This is a genomic window from Pigmentiphaga litoralis (assembly GCF_013408655.1).
Lineage (GTDB): Bacteria > Pseudomonadota > Gammaproteobacteria > Burkholderiales > Burkholderiaceae_B > Pigmentiphaga > Pigmentiphaga litoralis_A.
Genome location: NZ_JACCBP010000001.1, coordinates 3,252,803 through 3,269,598, shown reverse-complemented (window position 1 = coordinate 3,269,598; position 16,796 = coordinate 3,252,803). Strand labels below are relative to the sequence as shown.

Sequence of the window (16,796 nt, the reverse complement as noted above, 5' to 3'; positions counted from 1 at the left end):
GGCAGGTCGGGGCGCGTCAATTCCATTGCTTTTCCCCCTGATTTGACGGTAGCTTGGACGCCACCCGTTCCCTGGAGCGCTCCATGCATCGCCGCGCCTTCATCACGTCCGCCGCCTCCGTGATTACCCTGCCCGCCTGGGTCCACGCGCAGGCGCAGCCATCGCCCCTGGCCCCGCTCAAACCCGTCCCGCCGTCCGACCACGCGTATCACAGCATGTCGAAAGGCGGCGCGCCGCACCACCTGACGCCGTCCGAAGAAGCCCAGCGCGTCTTCGACAGCCCGGCGCCGGCAGGCCCCCTGGGCCGATGGGAAGCTCGCGCCGCCATGCCCATCCCGCGCAGCGAAATGGCCTGGGCGACCGCGTGGCAAGGACGCATGCATGTCGTGGGCGGCTACGGCGAAGGGCGGTTCGACCGCGCGTATCACACGGTGTATGACCCTTCAAAGAATGCCTGGTACGACGCCGCGCAGGTGCCCCGCGGCGCGAACCATATCGCCGTGGTGGCCGACGCCGGCCGGGTCTATGCATTGGGCGGCTTCATCGAACAGAACCGCCGCTGCGACACCAAGGCGTTCTTCTATGACGTGAAAGACGACCGCTGGTTCGACATGGCGCCCTTGCCCAGACCGCGCGGCGCAGCGGCCGCCGTGGTTATGAACTGCAAGGTGCACCTGATCGGCGGCGCCACCGATCCCGCGCCGGAACGCGCCAGCATTGCGTGGCACGAAGTCTACGATCCCGCCTCCGACAAGTGGGAACTGCACCGCCCCTTGCCCGCAGCCCGCGATCATGTCGGCTGTGTCGCCTTCGGCAACGCGATCCACGTGGTCGGCGGCCGCTTCAACAATTTCCAGTTCAACACCGACCTGCACCATGTCTACGATGTGCAGAAAGACACCTGGGACCTGCGCGCGCCCATGCCCACCGCGCGGTCCGGTCATGGCATGGTTGTCTATCGCAACCGGATTTTCTGTATGGGCGGCGAAGGCGGCATCCTGCAGAACGGCGTGCCCGTGGTGGCTGCCATCTACGGGCAACTGGAAAGCTACGACCCGGCAACCAACACCTGGCAACGCCACGCCCCCATGATCAGCCCCCGCCACGCCGTCGCCGCGACGGCGATCGGCGACTGGATCTATGTGGCGGGCGGGGGGCCGGTGCTTGGTGGTTCCTTGCAATCATCGGTACACGAAGCGTTTACCTTGGGCTGAGCACTCCGCTCGGCCAGTATGACAACCTGAAGGACACTGCAATGCGAGTTCTGCTCTCTACCCTTACCGGCGTCGCCCTCTGTCTGTCCGCGGCGGGTGCGCGTGCCGACGACATCAAGGTCCTGACGACCGGGGCGTTCCGGCAGGTGGTCGTCGCGATGGTCCCTGTGTTCGAGCAGCGCACCGGCCACAAGGTCACCGTCGAGAACGACACAGCCGGGGGCCTGGCCAAGAAGATCGACGCGGGCGCGATGTTCGATGTGGTGGTCCTGACGCCCAGCCTGATCAAGGACCTGGTCGCGAAGGACAAAGTGGCGGCCAACAGCGTGGCCAATCTGGCGCGCGTAGGGGTGGGCGTCATGGTGCCGGCGGGCGCGCCGATGCCGGCAATCGGCACGGTCGAAGAATTCAAGAAGACCCTGCTCGATGCCAAGAACGTCGCGTACATCGACCCGGCGTCGGGTGGGTCGAGCGGGATCTATCTGGCGCAGTTGTTCAAGGAATGGGGCATCGCCGACCAGATCGCACCCAAGGCGGTGCTGGTGTTTGGCGGCTATGTGGCGGATCGGCTGGTCAAGGGCGACGCCACGTTGGGCATCCACCAGATCAGCGAGATCGTTCCGGTCAAGGGGGTGACGCTGGTCGGCCCGCTGCCCGCATCGATCCAGAATTACACGACCTACACCGGCGCGGCGGCGAAGACCTCGCAGCACGCCGCGGCGGCGCAGGCGTTTCTGGATCTGTTGACGGGTCCGGAGACGGCGATGCTGATGAAGGAAAAGGGCATGGAGTCGGTCGGGAAGCATTGATCCCGAATCTGCGCGTCGTACTTTTCCGCGTGATGTCTTTGTCTCACTCCATGCCTTGAAGCGATCGATGCGAGTTACAATTGCATCGCAAAAGCATCGCATGGAGCTGATATGAAGACCGCTACGTTCCCACCGTTACGGGTTGACCCCCAACTTCGTGAGGCCGCCGAAGGTGTGCTTGGCGAAGGCGAAACGCTGTCCAAATTCGCCGAGCAGGCGATCCGTTATCAGGTCGAGCGGCGCCAGGCTGAGGCTGCCTTCGTCGCTCGCGGCTTGGCATCTCGGGATCGCGCAGCCAAGTCGGGCGACTATGTGTCGGCTGACTCAGTGTTGGAGAAATTGACGCTCGCACGGACCAAGGCTCGGGCTCGCAAGACCGCGACATGAACTACCAGGTCCGCTTCACGCAAGAAGCAGAGCGTGATCTGCTTCGGCTTTACGACTTCATTCTGGAGCGTGACGAGGGCAACGAGGTCATCGCAGATCGGGCGCTGGATGCCGTCAGGCACGGCATCGCACATCTTTCGTTAGCCCCCTTCAACTGTCGGAAAGCGTATCCAGGCAAGAATCCTTACCTGCGCGAACTGATCGTTCCTTTCGGGTCTTCCGGATACGTTGCGCTGTTTGAAATCGAGCCCCATGGCATCGTGACTGTTCTTGCCTTGCGGCATCAACGTGAGGACGATCTTTTCTAGGATGGTGTTCCCACTCCTGAGCCGCATTCATAACCCCAAGCAGTTCCCGCCACCCAATGCCCGCCCGTTCCGCCCGTATGATGGACCGGCGGGCACCGCTCGCGCAGCGCGGACCACGGCACTCGCACCCCCGTCCGCGCCGCCTTCTTCCGGCTTGACGGAGTGACCTTGCTCCTCGGCCTGTCACTCGCGAGGTCTCCATGAAATTCGATACACCCGCCGGGCCCAATGTCACGGATCGACAAGTCGTCATCGGCCAACCGGTGGACCGCGTTGACGGCGCATTGAAGACCACCGGCACGGCGCGGTACGCCTACGAAAACCAGGACGTGGGTGGGCCGCCCGCCTACGGCGTGATCGTGGGCGCAGCCATTGCCAAGGGGCGCATTGAATCGATGGACCTGACGGCCGCCGGAGCGTCATCGGGCGTGCTGGCCATCGTCACGGCCGACAACGCAGGCAAGCTCGGGGTGGGGGGCTTCTACGTCGACCGGGCGCTGGCCGGGCCGGACGTCGATCACTATCACCAGGCGGTCGCGGTGGTGGTGGCGGAAACGTTCGAGCAGGCGCGCGCCGCAGCCAATTTGGTCCAGGTGCGGTACGCGCCGGGGTCCGGCGCCTTCGACCTTGCCGCAGAGGCTGCGCGCGCAACCGCGCCTGACCCGGCAAAGGTGCGATCACCCGCGCATACCGAAGTGGGCGACTTTGCAGGGGCCTTTGCGGCGGCGCCGTTCAAGCTGGACGCGCATTACCGCACGCCCGATCAGGCCCACGCGATGATGGAGCCACATGCCACGATTGCGTCGTGGTCCGGAAACCAGTTGACCTGTTGGTGCACGGTGCAGCTGGTGGCCTGGGGCAAGCGCGACCTGGGCATGATCCTGGGCATTCCGCCCGACAGCATCCGGCTGATCACGCCTTATATCGGCGGAGGCTTTGGCGGCAAGGGGACGGCTGCATCCGATCTGGTGATGGCGTCGCTGGCGGCGCGCGCGGCGGGCCGTCCGGTCAAGGTGGCGTTGCAGCGGACCTTGATGTTCAACAACACCACGCACCGTCCGGCCACGATGCAGCGCATTCGGATCGGTGCGAGCGCCGACGGCAGGATCACCGCGATCGGTCATGAAAGCCTGTCGGGCAATCTGCCGGGTGGCAGCCTCGAGACCGCGACCGCAGCCACCAAGCTGCTGTACGCCGGCGCGAACCGGATGACGGACCTGAAGATTGCCGTGCTGGACTTGGCCGAAGGCAATGCCATGCGCGCGCCGGGAGAAGCCTCGGGCCTGATGGCGCTGGAGATTGCGATCGACGAGATGGCCGAGACAATCGGCATGGACCCGGTGCAGTTCCGCATCGTCAACGATACGCAGGTGGACCCGGCCAATCCTGACCGCCCGTTTTCCACCCGCAAGCTGATCGAATGCCTGACTACGGGTGCGGCGCAGTTCGGCTGGTCGCATCGGCAGGCCAAGCCGGCGCAGGTGCGTGAGGGGCGCTGGCGGATAGGCCTGGGCGTTGCCGCAGCCATTCGTGGCGCCCCGATCACCACGTCAGCCGCCCGCGTGCGCCTGGATGCGCAGGGGCACGTGACGGTGGAGACGGACATGACGGATATCGGCACCGGCAGCTACACCATCCTTGCGCAGACCGCTGCCGAAATGCTGGGCGTCGGCGTTGATCGCGTCACGGTGCGGCTGGGCGATTCGACCTTTCCCGTGTCGTCCGGGTCCGGGGGGCAGTGGGGCGCGGCGTCCGCCACGTCGGGTGTGTATGCCGCCTGCGTGACCCTGCGCGAACGCATCACCGCGGCGCTGGAATTCGATGCCGGCTCGGCGACCTTTGCCGACGGTACCGTCACTGATGGCGCCCGAAGCGCGCCGCTGCATGCGGCCGCACAAGGCGGTGAACTGGTTGCCGAAGAGGCGATGACCTATGGGGACCTGGCGCAGCGGTTCGCGCAGCAAACGTTCGGTGCGCACTTTGTCGAGGTGGCTGTGGACGCCGCGACGGGCGAAGTGCGCGTGCGCCGGATGCTGGCAGTCTGCCATGCCGGCCGCATCCTGAATCCCAAGCTGGCGCGCAGTCAGGTGATCGGGTCGATGACGATGGGTGTTGGCGCCGCGTTGATGGAAGACATGGTGGTCGATACCCGGCTGGGCTTTTTCGTGAATCACGACCTGGCCGGGTACGAAGTGCCCGTGCATGCCGACATTCCGCATCAGGACGTCATCTTCCTGGATGACGAAGATCCGACCATGTCGCCCATGAAAGCCATGGGCGTCGGCGAACTCGGGATCTGCGGCGTGGGCGCCGCGATTGCCAACGCCGTGTACAACGCGACCGGCGTCCGGGTGCGGGACTATCCGGTCACGTTGGACAAGATCCTGGAAGGGCTGCCGGCGGTGTGAATGCCGGCAGCCCGTGTCGGCCGCCCTTGCGGGCCAGCCGCCTTGCCATCAACGATCAGCCTGCCGGCGCGGTGCACCGGAAGCTGGCAGGGCTGTCGACGCTGCCGCTACCCACGTACCTGGCGATATTGGGATAGGCGCAGATCGGCCGTTCGCGCCCCGGGAATCTGGCGCCTTTCGCCAGCATCGATTCCGGCGCAATGCCCTTTTCGACCCACTGATGGATCGCAGTGACCGGATCGAATTCATCCAGCGACTTGCCGCCATCCGAATGGGCCATGCCCGGCACATTGAAGAAGCGCACGAACTGCTTGGTCGCGTCCATCCCGCCATTGGCGGCCACCAGTTCGCGATACCAGCGGTTGACCCCGCTCGGATTGTTCAGATAATCGGACATTCCGACATACACGATCTGCTTGCCTTTGCGCGCCTTGAAGCCGGTGTAATCGGTCGAGTTGGACGCGGTGATCGCGGCCGACGCAAGCATGGTGGCGGGATCGGTATCGAAGTTGAACTTCAGGTAGTCGAAGTCCGGCTTGGCGGGCGTCATGAACACGTACTTGATCGACTCGTTGGTGCTCTTGCGTGAGTTGGGAACCGGACCGGTTGCCGTGCCGATCTGATCGGACCGCCATTCGGGTTCGCCGATGCCCGTATCCCACGGCGGGGCAGGGTAGAGCTGCTTGCCCGACGAGTCCTTGGGTCCGCCCATCACCGCGGTGAATGCGCTGACCTGTTCCGGCGACAGGCAGGTATCCGCCTTCGCGCCATTGCATTGCAACGCTGCCACGTTGTAGGTGCAGGCAGGATAGTTTTCGATCAGACCATCAGCCACGCCGTCCAGCGCATCGCATTGGGCCACGACACCGTCCGCAATCAGCTTCAGGTCCGCGTCTGAAAACGACCGGCTCAGGATGGGGCGGCCGTTGGCGTCTTTCGGAGCAATGGCCGTGAACCGCTGCAGCATCTGCATCGAGCTGATCTGGTTGATGTGCTGTTCCAGGATGGGCGCGCCGGACACGATGCCGTCAAAGTACGTGGGAAAGCGTTGGGCCATGATCATGCCCTGGCGTCCCCCGCCCGAGCTGCCGATGTAATACGAGTAGGCCGGCGCCGTGCCGTAGAAGCGCGTGATCAGGTCCTTGGCCAGCACCGTGACCTTGTCCATCGACGCATAGCCCCAGTCGATACGCGCCTGCGGATCCAGGCCGAAGGTCGCGTCGCGGGTGCTGGTGCCGGTATGGCCCATGTCGCTGCTGACGACCGCCGCGCCCTGCGACAGCGCAGGCACGACGCCGGCCCTGAGGGTGCCCAGCGCCGGGCGCAGCACACCGTCCACGCCGCCGCCGCCCTGGAAGTGGAAGCGCTTGTTCCATTCGAGCGGCAGCCGCAGTTCAAAGTTGATGCCGTAGCGGACGTTGTTGACGCCGATACGCGGATTGATCTCGCCGGTGACGACGCAGTGAGCGGGCATGACCACGCCGTCCGACTGCACCGAGTTTGCGCTGACCATCAGACTGCTCTTGATGACGGTATTCGGCGTGACCACCCGCGCAAGCGCGGTGCAGTCGGGGGCCAGGGGCGCTGCGTTGGCAGCGGGTGGCGTGCCTGTCGAAGCGTCGTCATCGCCGCCGCCGCAGGCCATCAGGATCGGCATCGCAGCCGCCATCGTCAACATTGTGATCTTCATGTCTTCCTCCCGTACCTCGTTGTCGTTCAGAACAAATGCCGGATGCCCAGATCGAACCCGAACTGCCCGTAGCCCGGCGTGGTCGCGTTGATGATCTGGTACTGCGCGCCGTTGCGATTGTTGATCTTCGCAACCGAGCTATACAGATTGGTGCGCTTGGACAGCTGGTAGGTATAGCCAAGCGCAATATGCGTGGCCTTTGCGTCGGCGTTGGCGATCTTGCGTTGATCGTCGGCGTAGGTGACCGCGCTGTACACGGTGTGCTTGCCGATCGGCACGCGGGCGCCCAGGCTGTACAGGTTCACGTTGGTGTCCTGTTTGGTCACGCCGGGCACGCCGTTCAGGTCGGAACGCAGCCGCTGGATGTCGCCATACAGGATCACCGGGCCCAGGTCATAGTTCGCGCCGAGCATGGTGCCGTAGCTGCTGGCCGTGCCGGTGGCGTTGTTGGTGTTGTAGTGACCCAGCGATGCTTTCAATGCGCCGTTCTGGTAGAGCACGGCCGCCGCGTACGACCGGCCTGCCGACGTGCTGAGCGTGCTTTCGCCGGCGGCATACATGATCGATGCCGTCAGGCCCGCGAAGGTGGGCGTCTTGTAGATGGCGCTGTTGTTGCTGCGCGTAAAGCCGTTCTGCAGGTTGATGGCCGCGCCCGTCATGCCGACGCCAAAGGTGTCACTGGTCAGGAAGGTCATGGAATAGAACGGGGTGTACTGACGGCCCAGGCTCAAGGAACCCAGCTTGTTGTTCTCGATCCCCACGAAGGCCTGGCGGCCGAACAGCGCGCCCAGGGTGGACGTGCCGTCGTCGGCATTGATGCCCATCTCCAGGGTGTAGAACGCCTTGTTGCCACTGCCCAGGTCTTCGGTACCGCGCAGGCCGAGGCGCGAGCCCGACTGCCCGCCGCCAGTGATGCTTTTCTTGCTGCCGCTGCCCGTGACCGGATCGGATTGATATACGAACCCGGAGTCGACAATGCCGTACAACGTGACGTTGCTTTGCGCATGGGCGCTGGTGAACGCGGTGGTGGTCAGGGTGGCGCAGGCGAGCGCGAGCGTCGCGGTAACGCGAGAAGTCATGATGTCTCCGTCGACAAGAATGAGAGGGGCGAAGCGAGGCCCCACGCCAGCGTTCTAGGGACGCCGTGCGTGGATCGCCGTGACCACAACCACTTGTGATGGGAGCCGCGCTGTCTTTGTTTGGATGAATGATGCGCCAGCGCGGCGGTCACGACAGCCCGAACTGTACGCAGCGCCGGCACCCGTGCCTATGACGCTGCGTACAAGGCTGCATGACCGTGCGTGCATCAATGAAGGGTTATCCCTTCATCGTGTCTTTGGTCAGAACGGCATGGCCGTCGACGATGCCGCGGCGCCGGCAGGCGCCGGGCTGTTGCAGAACGAAGGGTTGTATTGATAGACCCAATTCGTTTTCGGGATAGCCGTCGGGGCCACCCACGAACTCATCTGCGTCATCGTCGTAAAGATGAGTTCGGACCGCTGCGTGACCTTGGTGGTGAAGTCGCCATTGCCTTCCTCGACCTTGAATGACGCTTCGGCGACGGCAGGTGTGGTCGCGCTGGCGTTCAGGTACCAGAGCGAGACCGAGAACTCGGCCGCCTGCTGGCCGATGTCGCTGGTCGCGCCGTCGTAGGTCTTCTCGTAGATCGTCAGCCCACTGACGATCGCCATCGTGGCATCGGCCGTCACGTTCAGGCCGGTCGCGGTCGGATACAGGTCCTTGATGTCCTTCATCTTGTTCAGGTTCTTGCCGGTCGAAAAGTCCTGCTTGGTCGACCGCGAATACGCAACCACCGACGCTGTCTTGTCCATCTCGAACTTGGACGACGCGTTGCTCTCGCTGCCCTTGATGGTCACGCCTGCGGCCGCTGACTGCGACGTCGACCGGAACTTGAGCGTCGATTCCCGCTTGCTGTCCACCCGTTCGCGAAACGAATAGGATTGCGCGCGCAGCTCGCAGCTGCCGGGGGAGTCATAGAAGCGCACCGTGCGTTCATCGTTCTTGGCAAACGTGCCGGTCACGGTGCGGTCAAAGCCCGCCGAGGCCAGCGCCGCTTTCAGGTCCGCCAGATAGGCGTTCGATGCGTTCTTTGGTTGATTCGCGAACAGCGACGGGCTGAGCAGCACCTTGTATTCGCGCGAGGTAGGCACGTCGGCGTGCGCCATGCCGGACATCGCCAGCGACCATCCCAGTACCGCCCCCACTACCCCAGTCTTGATCGACATCATGTTCTTCTCCCCGTGATTTGCGGCCATCCGCAAGGGGAAGAGCATGCGGATCGGATGTGGCGGGGGCGTGGCGAGTGTCTGACCAGTAGCTGAATGGGTGTGCCGCACGGCTGGCGCGTTGCTTCAAAGAAACCCGATCCACCGCCCCGCCACCAGCACGGCCACCCAACTCGCCGCGGATACCAGCGCCACACCGCGCACCACGCCGTGCACCGGTCCACCCGCCAACGCGTGCCGGTAATGCCGACTGCCATGCTGCACCGCGACGTTCAACAGCGCGAACGCGAGCAGGCCCATCTTGAACAGGAACGCGGTGTTGCCGACATACTCGGCAGGCTTGACCGAGAACAGCCACGCGCCCGTCAGCAATGCGAGCACCAGGCCACACGCCGCGGCGCGGGACAGGAAGGGCGCGAGCACCTGTACGGGAAACGAACGAAAAAGGCCGGCCAGCCGCAGGTCCAGCGGCAGGATCGCGCCAATCAGCAGGCCGATGCCAAAGATGTGCGCGGCGTTGACGAACAGATAGGCCGTACCCGATCGGGTCAGCCAGACGGCGCCGGGCCAGGCGGCGAGGGTGTCGAGCAGGTTCATGTCTTCTGCTCCAGCAGCCAGGCTTCGAACTGGCGATGCAGCACCGTCTTTTGGACGCTGTTGGGGGTCAGCGCGTAGTACGTCCGCGATGCGGTACGCAGGTCCGGAAACGGGGCGTGCAACCGTCCGGTATCGACATCGAGCGACAGCGTGGGCAGCGGGCCGATGCCGACCCCTAGTCCGTCGATCATGGCAAACAGCGTCACGTAGAAGTGGTCGAAGCGTTGGCTGTGCATGCGTTCCCGGCCGGTGAATCCCGCAGCCGTCAGCCACTGCTGCCAGTGCCCCGGCCGGGTTTCGGTTTCCAGCAGCAAGTGGTTCTGCAACTGATCAAGCGTATCGAGCGGTTGGCGTGCCAGCAGGGACGGCGCGGCGAGGAGGGTGTGCCATTCCTCGAAAAACGGCAGGGCGGAGTAATGCGCGGCGGGTGGCGCCGACCGGCGGATAGTCAGGTCGAAGCTTCCTGCCAGCGTCATCTGCTGGGTGGTGGCCGTGGTGACCTGGACGTGGCTGCCAGGATGGCGCGCATGAAACCGCGGCAGGCGCGGCAGCAGCCAGCGCATCGCAAAGGTCGCGGGCGCACTGACCCGCAATTGCGCCGTGGCGGTGCCGCGGCCGTAGCGGCGCGCCGCATCGTCGATGCGCTCCAGCGCTTCACCCATTTCGCGCGCGAAGGCTTGTGCGTGCGCGGTCGCCTGCATGCGCTGGCCCGCTTTTTCAAACAGGGGCTGACCCAGCCAGTCTTCGAGCACCTTGATCTGGCGGCTGATGGCGCCATGGGTCAGCGCCAGTTCATCCGCCGCGGCGGTATAGCTTCCCGTCCGGCAGGCGGCCAGAAAGGCGCGGATCGCGGGAAGCGGAGGAAGTGTCGTCATGGAGATCGCCTGCGAAGTAACGGAACGCGTGAGCAGAACTCACGGACATGCGAATTTTCATCACAACATGTGCGTGGCGCAGTGCCTATCATGCTAGCCACACTGCTCACTCGCTGCAAGGCGCTGCCCGACATGACTCCCTACATTGAACTGCATCAACGCCGTTATGCGTTGCCCACCCGCCCGACTGTCGTGATCTGCATCGATGGATGCGATCCGGAATACATCGAGCAGGGCATTCGTGATGGCGTGTGCCCCACGATCGCCTCTTTCGTGCGGAACGGTTTTGTCGGGACGGCAGATTGTGTGATGCCCTCGTTCACCAATCCGAACAACGTGTCGATCGTGACGGGCGCGCCCCCATCGGTGCACGGCATTTCGGGCAACTACTATCTGGAGCCCGACACCGGCCGCGAGATCATGGTGACCGACGCCACCTTGCTGCGCGGCCAGACGCTGCTGGCCTTGCTGTCGCAGTCCGGTGTGCCGACGGCTTCCATTACCGCCAAGGACAAGCTGCGCAAGATCCTTGGCCACGAGATGGAAGGGATCAGCTTCTCGACCCAGGAAGCTGCCGGGTGCACGCTGGAAGAGCACGGCATCGATGACGTGGAAGCGCTGGTCGGCCGCCCGGCCCCAGACATGTATTCCGGCGACCTGTCGTTGTATGTGCTCGATGCAGGACTGGCCCTGCTGCGCGCCGGCCGTGCGCAGTTGCTGTATCTGTCGCTGTCGGATTACATCCAGCACAAGCATGCACCGGGCGATCCCGAGTCGGACGCCTTCTTGCGCGCGGTCGATACGCGTATTCAAGCGTTCGTGGACCTGGGCGCGGTCGTGGGATGCGTGGCCGATCACGGCATGAGCCGGAAGACGGCCGACAGCGGGCAGGCCAACGTGATCTTCCTGCAGGATCGCCTGGAAGCGGAATTTGGCAAAGGCAGCGCCCGGGTCATCTGCCCGATCACCGATCCGTTCGTGCGTCACCATGGCGCGCTGGGATCCTTCGTGCGTGTGTACGCGCGGGACGCTGCCGACGTGCCCGCCATGATTGCGTTCAGCCAGGCACTGTCCGGCGTCAAGACCGTGCTGGCCAGACAGGAGGCCGCAGAGCAATTGGAATTGCCCGCCGATAGGGAAGGCGACTTTCTGGCGGTGTCGGAACACGACCACGTGATCGGCTCGCGCGCTGACGAACATGATCTGTCCAACCTTGGGCGGCACCCGCTGCGATCGCATGGCGGATTTTCGGAACAGGCGGTGCCGTTCCTGGTGTCGCATCCGCTGAACGGCACCTACGAGCAGCGCGCCGGCCACAGCAGGCTGCGCAACTTCGATATTTTTGATTATGTGTTGAACGGCATTTCAGTTAATGAGGACGTCAATCTACAGTAGATTTTATTATGTCGTTAATAGCGCTTGAACCGCACAATATCGGTTTCCGTTAGCCGATTCCACTGACGCTTGAATGCATTGATGCACGTGGGTCTGCTGCCTTTGAGGCAGGGCCTCGCGTGCATTTTTTTTATCCAGATTATTATAGAAAGAATAATAGCAATATTATTCCGCTGTAATCAAACGGACATGCGAAATATTTATTATGGTCGCATGAAAAAAGCATCCAAAGCGATATTGATCATCTGCGACAGCCTGCGTCGCGACCTGATCGATCCGAGCCTGGCCCCAAGGTTGTCTGCGCTGCTCGCAGAGGGCTGCGCATTCACCCAGGCACGGGGGGTATTCCCCTCCACGACCCGCACCAGTTCCGCCAGCATTGCCACAGGCTGCCTGCCCGCCCGGCACGGTCTGCTGGGCAATACGGTCGTCCTGCAGGAACCCGATGGCCTGCGGTGCAGATCGGTCGGCGATCCCGCCTTTCGATCCCACCTGGTCGCCGCAACGGGCGGCACACTCCGCATGCCGACGTTGGCTGAACGCATGGCCGGGCACGGCGGGGCGTGGATCATGTCCAACGTATCGCCCGGGGCAGCATACTTTTTCGACCCCGACGGCCATGGCGAAGTCCACCACCGCGCGGGCTCGTACGGGCCGGGCCGGCAGCCGCTCGACGACTCGGCGGCGCTGACCATTCGCAGCGGCGCGGCCGGCGACACCGTCATGACCGAACGCTTCTGCTCGCACCTGCGCGACGGCACGGCGCCTCGCCTGTCGGTGCTGTGGCTGTCCGAACCCGACCACAGCGGGCACGGCCATCCTCTTGGCTCTCCGGCGCACCGGCGCGGCATCGCCAACGCGGATGTTTGTGTGGCCCGTGTGCTGACCGAGGTCGACGCCCTGCGAGCCCAGGGCGACGATGTGCTGCTTGCCGTCGGCTCGGACCACGGCATGGAAACCGTGTGCGAGCACGTCCCCGTCACGCGATGGCTGGTCGAAGCCGGCCTGAAGCAATCGATGGACAGCCGGGACGTCGTGCTTGCGCCCAATGGCACGGCCTTCGTGCTGGGCGTGGCACCGGACGCGCAGGATCGCATTCCTGCCTTGGTCGACTGGCTGAGCGCGCAGCCCTGGTGTGGCGGCGTGCATCACGGGGCCGCGTTGTCAGCCCTGGGGCTTCCCGTCGGGGATCCCTGTTGCGCCATCGCTGTCGACATGGCCCATGACGATCGCACGAACGACTACGGCGTTGCAGGCTTCGCCTACGTTGTCGACGATCCGGACGAAGCCAAGAACTACCTTGGCCACGGCCAGCACGGCGGCCTGGGCCGCTACGAGCAGCGCCCGTTTCTTGTGTTCGACGGCGGTGGCTTCGCGGCGTCGCGCGCGTCGATGCATGCCGCCAGTCTTATCGATATTGCCCCGACACTGCTTCGCCATCTTGGCCTGCCGCATGACGGCATGGATGGATGCGCCTTGCCTCTTGATCCCACGACCTGATCCGCTCGACGAATGGAACCGACCATGCACCGCAGACATTTCCTGATCGCCATGGGTTGCACCGCCACGACCCTGGCGCTTCCCGCCTATGCCCAACCTGCTGCAGGCGGCGCCCCGCGCCGTGGCGGCACCCTCAAACTGGCCTTGCTGGGCCTGGATACCGCGGACCCGCATCGTCACTCCGGTTCGATCGCGGTGCAGCAGGTCTATGCCGAGACGCTGACCAGCATCGGGGACGATGGCACGGCCAAGCCTTTCCTGGCGGAACGCTACGACGTCTCTGAAGATGGCAAGACCTACACCTTCCATCTGCGCCGCAACGTCAAGTTCCACAACGGTCGCACGATGACGGCACGCGATGTGCAGGCCAACATGGAACGCGTCCGCGACAAGGTCAAGAGCGGCTGGCTGAGCGGAGCCATGAAGCTGGTGCAAACCATCACCACCCCCGACGACACCACCGTCGTGGTGGCCTTGTCGGAAAGCTATGCGCCCCTGCTGAACCTGCTGTCGGAACTGTGGATCGTGGCACCCGAGTCCGAAGGCTGGGACGCCACGATACGCAAGCCGATCGGCACGGGCCCGTTCACCTTCGGCCAGTGGCAGCCCAATGTGCGGTTCACCGCGCCGGCGTTCAAGCAGTATTGGCAGGCCGGACTGCCCTACCTGGATGCGGTGCAGTTCGACCTGCGCGGCGACCAGGACAACAGTCTTCTGTTGCGTTCGGGCGATCTCGATATCGGCTATGTGCGTCAGGACAAGGTCGCGTCACTGCGCAGCGATCGCATCGCGACGCAGCCGCTGGGTGACACGGCCTGGTACTTCATGTCGTTCAACAATCGCAAGCCGCGCGCGCTGATGCAGGATGCTCGCGTGCGCCAGGCGATCGCGATGTCGATGGACAAGCGCACCTTCATGAACTTCGTTGGCGGCAGCGATGCGCTGACCAGCAACCAGCCCGTGCGTCCCAAGACCTTCTATTGGGACGCGGGTGTCGAGCAACGCGATCCGTATGCGGCGCCTGACCTGGCGAAGGCGCGGGCCTTGCTGCAGACAGCCGGTGTCGTGCCGGGCGATCACACCCTCAAGATGGTGTCCTGGCAGAACGACTATTCGCAGGTGGCGGCCCAGATGGTGCGCCAGCTCGGGTTCAAGATCGATCACCAGGCGCTGGACGACATCGGCGCGCAACGCGCACTCGGCCAGTATGACTGGGACATCACGCCCATGAATTCCGGCCCGCGTTCCGACGTCTATCTGCGCTACGCGCGCTTCCTGTCGGATGGTCCCAGCCCGATGTTGTGGGGAGGCATCCAGGACAAGGAACTGGACCGGCTGATCGGCGTGGCCTCGGCGTCGTCCAGCAGTGCGCTCGCGCGATCCAACTATCTGGCCGCATGGCAGCGCGTCCTCGACAACCAGTACTTCGTCGGACTGGGCCACTCGGCCGACATGATTGGCGTCGGCACGCGCGTGCAGGGCTATCGCACCGGCTTTACCTGGAGCCAGAACCGCGTGGATGGTGGCCTGGCGCGGACATGGCTGACAACATGAGCGCGGTCATGCCCTCGGCCGACCTGTCGCGGTCACCCGCGGTGCAGCCGCGCAAGCGGCGCTGGCAATGGCACTGGCTGGCCTATGCCGTGGTGGCAGCCAGCGTCATGGTGGCGGTGTTCGGTCCGTCGCTGCTGACGCAGGATCCCTTCGCGCAGGACTTCCTGGCACGCAATCTTGGACCCAGCGCAGGGCATTGGCTGGGCACCGACAGCTTCGGCCGCGACACGGCGGCACGCCTGATATCGGGCACGCGGCTGACGTTGACGGTGTCGATTCTTGCGACCCTGCTGGCCTTGGCCGGCGGGGCCGGGATCGGCCTTATCGGCTGTGTGATCGGCGGCCGAACACGCGCCGTGGTGTACGCCGGGTTCGATATCGTGCGAACCATGCCAGCCATTCTGTTATCGCTCGCATTGATGGTCGCGTTGGGCATCGGTACCCGCTCGGTCATCGTGGCGGTAGGCGTTGCGTTCATGCCGCTGTTCGCCTATCTGGCGCGCGCCGTGTACGAACGGGAAATGGCATCGGGCTACGTCGCCGCCGCAAGGGTAATTGGCGCAGGCCCCTGGGCCATTGCGGTACGGCATGTGCTGCCCAACATGCTCGGGGCCTTGTTGACCCAGGTGGCGATCATCCTGCCACGCGCAGTGGTCACCGAATCGGTGTTGAGTTTTTTCGGCCTGGGCGCCGCCCCCGAAATCCCCACCTGGGGCCGGATCATTGCCAGTGCCGTCGAATTTGCCGAGGCCGCGCCGGCATCGCTCATGTGTCCCGTCATCGCGCTGGCCTCATTGAGCCTGGCGCTTGCGGTCACGGGCGATCGTTTGCGCAGGCGCTTCGATCCCCTGCGTGCCGAACGTTTGCTGGAGCATTGACATGATGGATCCCGCCATGAAACGGACCGCGGCGTTTGCGCTGCGCCAGGGCGCCAAGGTGCTGTGCATCGCCTTCGTCATCTTCCTGCTGGTGCGGGCAGTGCCGGGGGATGTGACCGATTTCTACGCAGCGCGAGGCGACTACGATGCCGCCCAGCTCGAAGCGATGCGTGTGTCGCTGGGCCTGGATGCATCCCTGCCGCAACAATTTGGCCGGTGGGCCTGGCATGCGCTGCACGGCGACATGGGCGAGTCCATGCGTTTCGGCGCGCCCGTGGGCGACATGATCGCCAACGCGCTGCCCACCTCGCTGGTGCTTTCCGGAGGGGGCCTGGCGCTGGGCCTTCTGCTGGGCGTCACGCTGGCGGTCGCCGGGCTGGCCTTTCCCCGGTCAAGGATAGGCCCGTGGATCGAGTCCCTGAACCTGTGGTCGATCGCCGTGCCGACTTTCTGTCTGGGCATCCTCTGCATCCTGGTGTTTTCGGTCTGGCTCAAATGGCTGCCGATCCGGGGCCAGATGTTCCTGCCCATCGTCATCATCGGCATCGACATTGCCGGGCAGATCGTCAAGCCCTTGTACGAGGAACTGAAAGAGACCGCGCAGGCCGCGTTCGTGCGCACCGCGCATGCCAAGGGACTGTCGCGCTGGCGTGTGGCCTGGCGCCACATGCTGCCAAATTCGTTGTCGGTGGTCGTGGCGCTTTCCGGTGTCATTCTGGGTGGCCTGATTGGCGGCACCTTGACGATGGAGGCCTTGTTCGGCCTGCCGGGGATCGGCAGCCTGACGCTCGACGCGATCCGCGGCCGCGACTACCCGGTCATCCAGGCCGCCGTCGTGACGCTCGCTGCATTCGTTGTGCTTATCAACCTGTTGACCGTCGCCATGCACCGCAAGATCGATCCGCGTCTTGCACGGGCGAACCCGGAGTAACGTC

At 64.4% G+C, this 16,796-nt stretch carries 15 protein-coding genes; 10 read left to right on the top strand and 5 right to left on the bottom strand.

Features of this window, described 5'->3' with window-relative positions; translation table 11 throughout:
- The first annotated feature begins 83 nt into the window (after window positions 1–83).
- The 5 genes from HD883_RS14780 to paoC all read left to right on the top strand — a co-directional run bounded on the left by HD883_RS14780 (window position 84) and on the right by paoC (window position 5,126).
- Entirely contained in the window at window positions 84–1,214 is a 1,131-nt protein-coding gene (locus HD883_RS14780) for a Kelch repeat-containing protein (RefSeq protein WP_179584150.1), read from the top strand.
- A gap of 41 nt (window positions 1,215–1,255) precedes the next feature.
- Entirely contained in the window at window positions 1,256–2,023 is a 768-nt protein-coding gene (locus HD883_RS14775) for a substrate-binding domain-containing protein (protein WP_179584152.1), read from the top strand.
- A gap of 111 nt (window positions 2,024–2,134) precedes the next feature.
- On the top strand, window positions 2,135–2,410 hold the full coding sequence (locus HD883_RS14770) for a YlcI/YnfO family protein (RefSeq protein ID WP_179584155.1): 276 nt from the start codon (window positions 2,135–2,137) through the stop codon (window positions 2,408–2,410).
- Window positions 2,407–2,718: a type II toxin-antitoxin system RelE/ParE family toxin gene (locus HD883_RS14765; RefSeq protein ID WP_179584157.1), complete on the top strand. Its 312-nt coding sequence runs from the start codon at window positions 2,407–2,409 to the stop codon at window positions 2,716–2,718. Before HD883_RS14770 ends, HD883_RS14765 begins: the two co-directional genes overlap by 4 nt.
- A gap of 200 nt (window positions 2,719–2,918) precedes the next feature.
- Window positions 2,919–5,126, top strand: a complete 2,208-nt coding sequence (gene paoC / locus HD883_RS14760) for an aldehyde oxidoreductase molybdenum-binding subunit PaoC (RefSeq protein WP_179584159.1) — start codon at window positions 2,919–2,921, stop codon at window positions 5,124–5,126.
- A gap of 55 nt (window positions 5,127–5,181) precedes the next feature.
- Here paoC and HD883_RS14755 read toward each other — a convergent pair whose 3' ends face one another.
- The 5 genes from HD883_RS14755 to HD883_RS14735 form a co-directional block, all read right to left on the bottom strand.
- Entirely contained in the window at window positions 5,182–6,816 is a 1,635-nt protein-coding gene (locus HD883_RS14755) for a tannase/feruloyl esterase family alpha/beta hydrolase (protein WP_179584161.1), read from the bottom strand.
- A gap of 26 nt (window positions 6,817–6,842) precedes the next feature.
- Complete coding sequence (locus HD883_RS14750; RefSeq protein WP_179584163.1) at window positions 6,843–7,895, bottom strand: porin; 1,053 nt, start codon at window positions 7,893–7,895, stop codon at window positions 6,843–6,845.
- Window positions 7,896–8,156: 261 nt separating this feature from the next.
- Window positions 8,157–9,065: a hypothetical protein gene (locus HD883_RS14745; RefSeq protein ID WP_179584165.1), complete on the bottom strand. Its 909-nt coding sequence runs from the start codon at window positions 9,063–9,065 to the stop codon at window positions 8,157–8,159.
- A gap of 123 nt (window positions 9,066–9,188) precedes the next feature.
- Window positions 9,189–9,659, bottom strand: coding sequence for a DUF6644 family protein (locus HD883_RS14740; protein ID WP_179584167.1), 471 nt, complete (start codon window positions 9,657–9,659; stop codon window positions 9,189–9,191).
- A complete protein-coding gene (locus tag HD883_RS14735; protein WP_179584169.1) occupies window positions 9,656–10,534 on the bottom strand; it encodes a LysR substrate-binding domain-containing protein in 879 nt (292 codons plus the stop codon). The genes HD883_RS14740 and HD883_RS14735 overlap by 4 nt, the downstream gene beginning before the upstream one ends.
- Before the next feature lie 132 nt (window positions 10,535–10,666).
- Here HD883_RS14735 and phnA point away from each other — a divergent pair, with 132 nt between their 5' ends.
- From phnA to HD883_RS14710, 5 genes are all read left to right on the top strand, one after another.
- Window positions 10,667–11,929, top strand: a complete 1,263-nt coding sequence (gene phnA, locus HD883_RS14730; RefSeq protein WP_179584171.1) for a phosphonoacetate hydrolase — start codon at window positions 10,667–10,669, stop codon at window positions 11,927–11,929.
- A gap of 69 nt (window positions 11,930–11,998) precedes the next feature.
- The gene (locus HD883_RS14725) at window positions 11,999–13,429 is read left to right on the top strand and encodes an alkaline phosphatase family protein (RefSeq protein ID WP_257022215.1); all 1,431 of its coding nucleotides are present in this window, start codon (window positions 11,999–12,001) and stop codon (window positions 13,427–13,429) included.
- 24 nt (window positions 13,430–13,453) lie between these two features.
- Complete coding sequence (locus HD883_RS14720; RefSeq protein ID WP_257022213.1) at window positions 13,454–14,983, top strand: ABC transporter substrate-binding protein; 1,530 nt, start codon at window positions 13,454–13,456, stop codon at window positions 14,981–14,983.
- On the top strand, window positions 14,968–15,861 hold the full coding sequence (locus tag HD883_RS14715; RefSeq protein ID WP_257022212.1) for an ABC transporter permease: 894 nt from the start codon (window positions 14,968–14,970) through the stop codon (window positions 15,859–15,861). Before HD883_RS14720 ends, HD883_RS14715 begins: the two co-directional genes overlap by 16 nt.
- Before the next feature lie 16 nt (window positions 15,862–15,877).
- A complete protein-coding gene (locus tag HD883_RS14710; protein WP_179588551.1) occupies window positions 15,878–16,792 on the top strand; it encodes an ABC transporter permease in 915 nt (304 codons plus the stop codon).
- The last annotated feature ends 4 nt before the right edge of the window (window positions 16,793–16,796 follow it).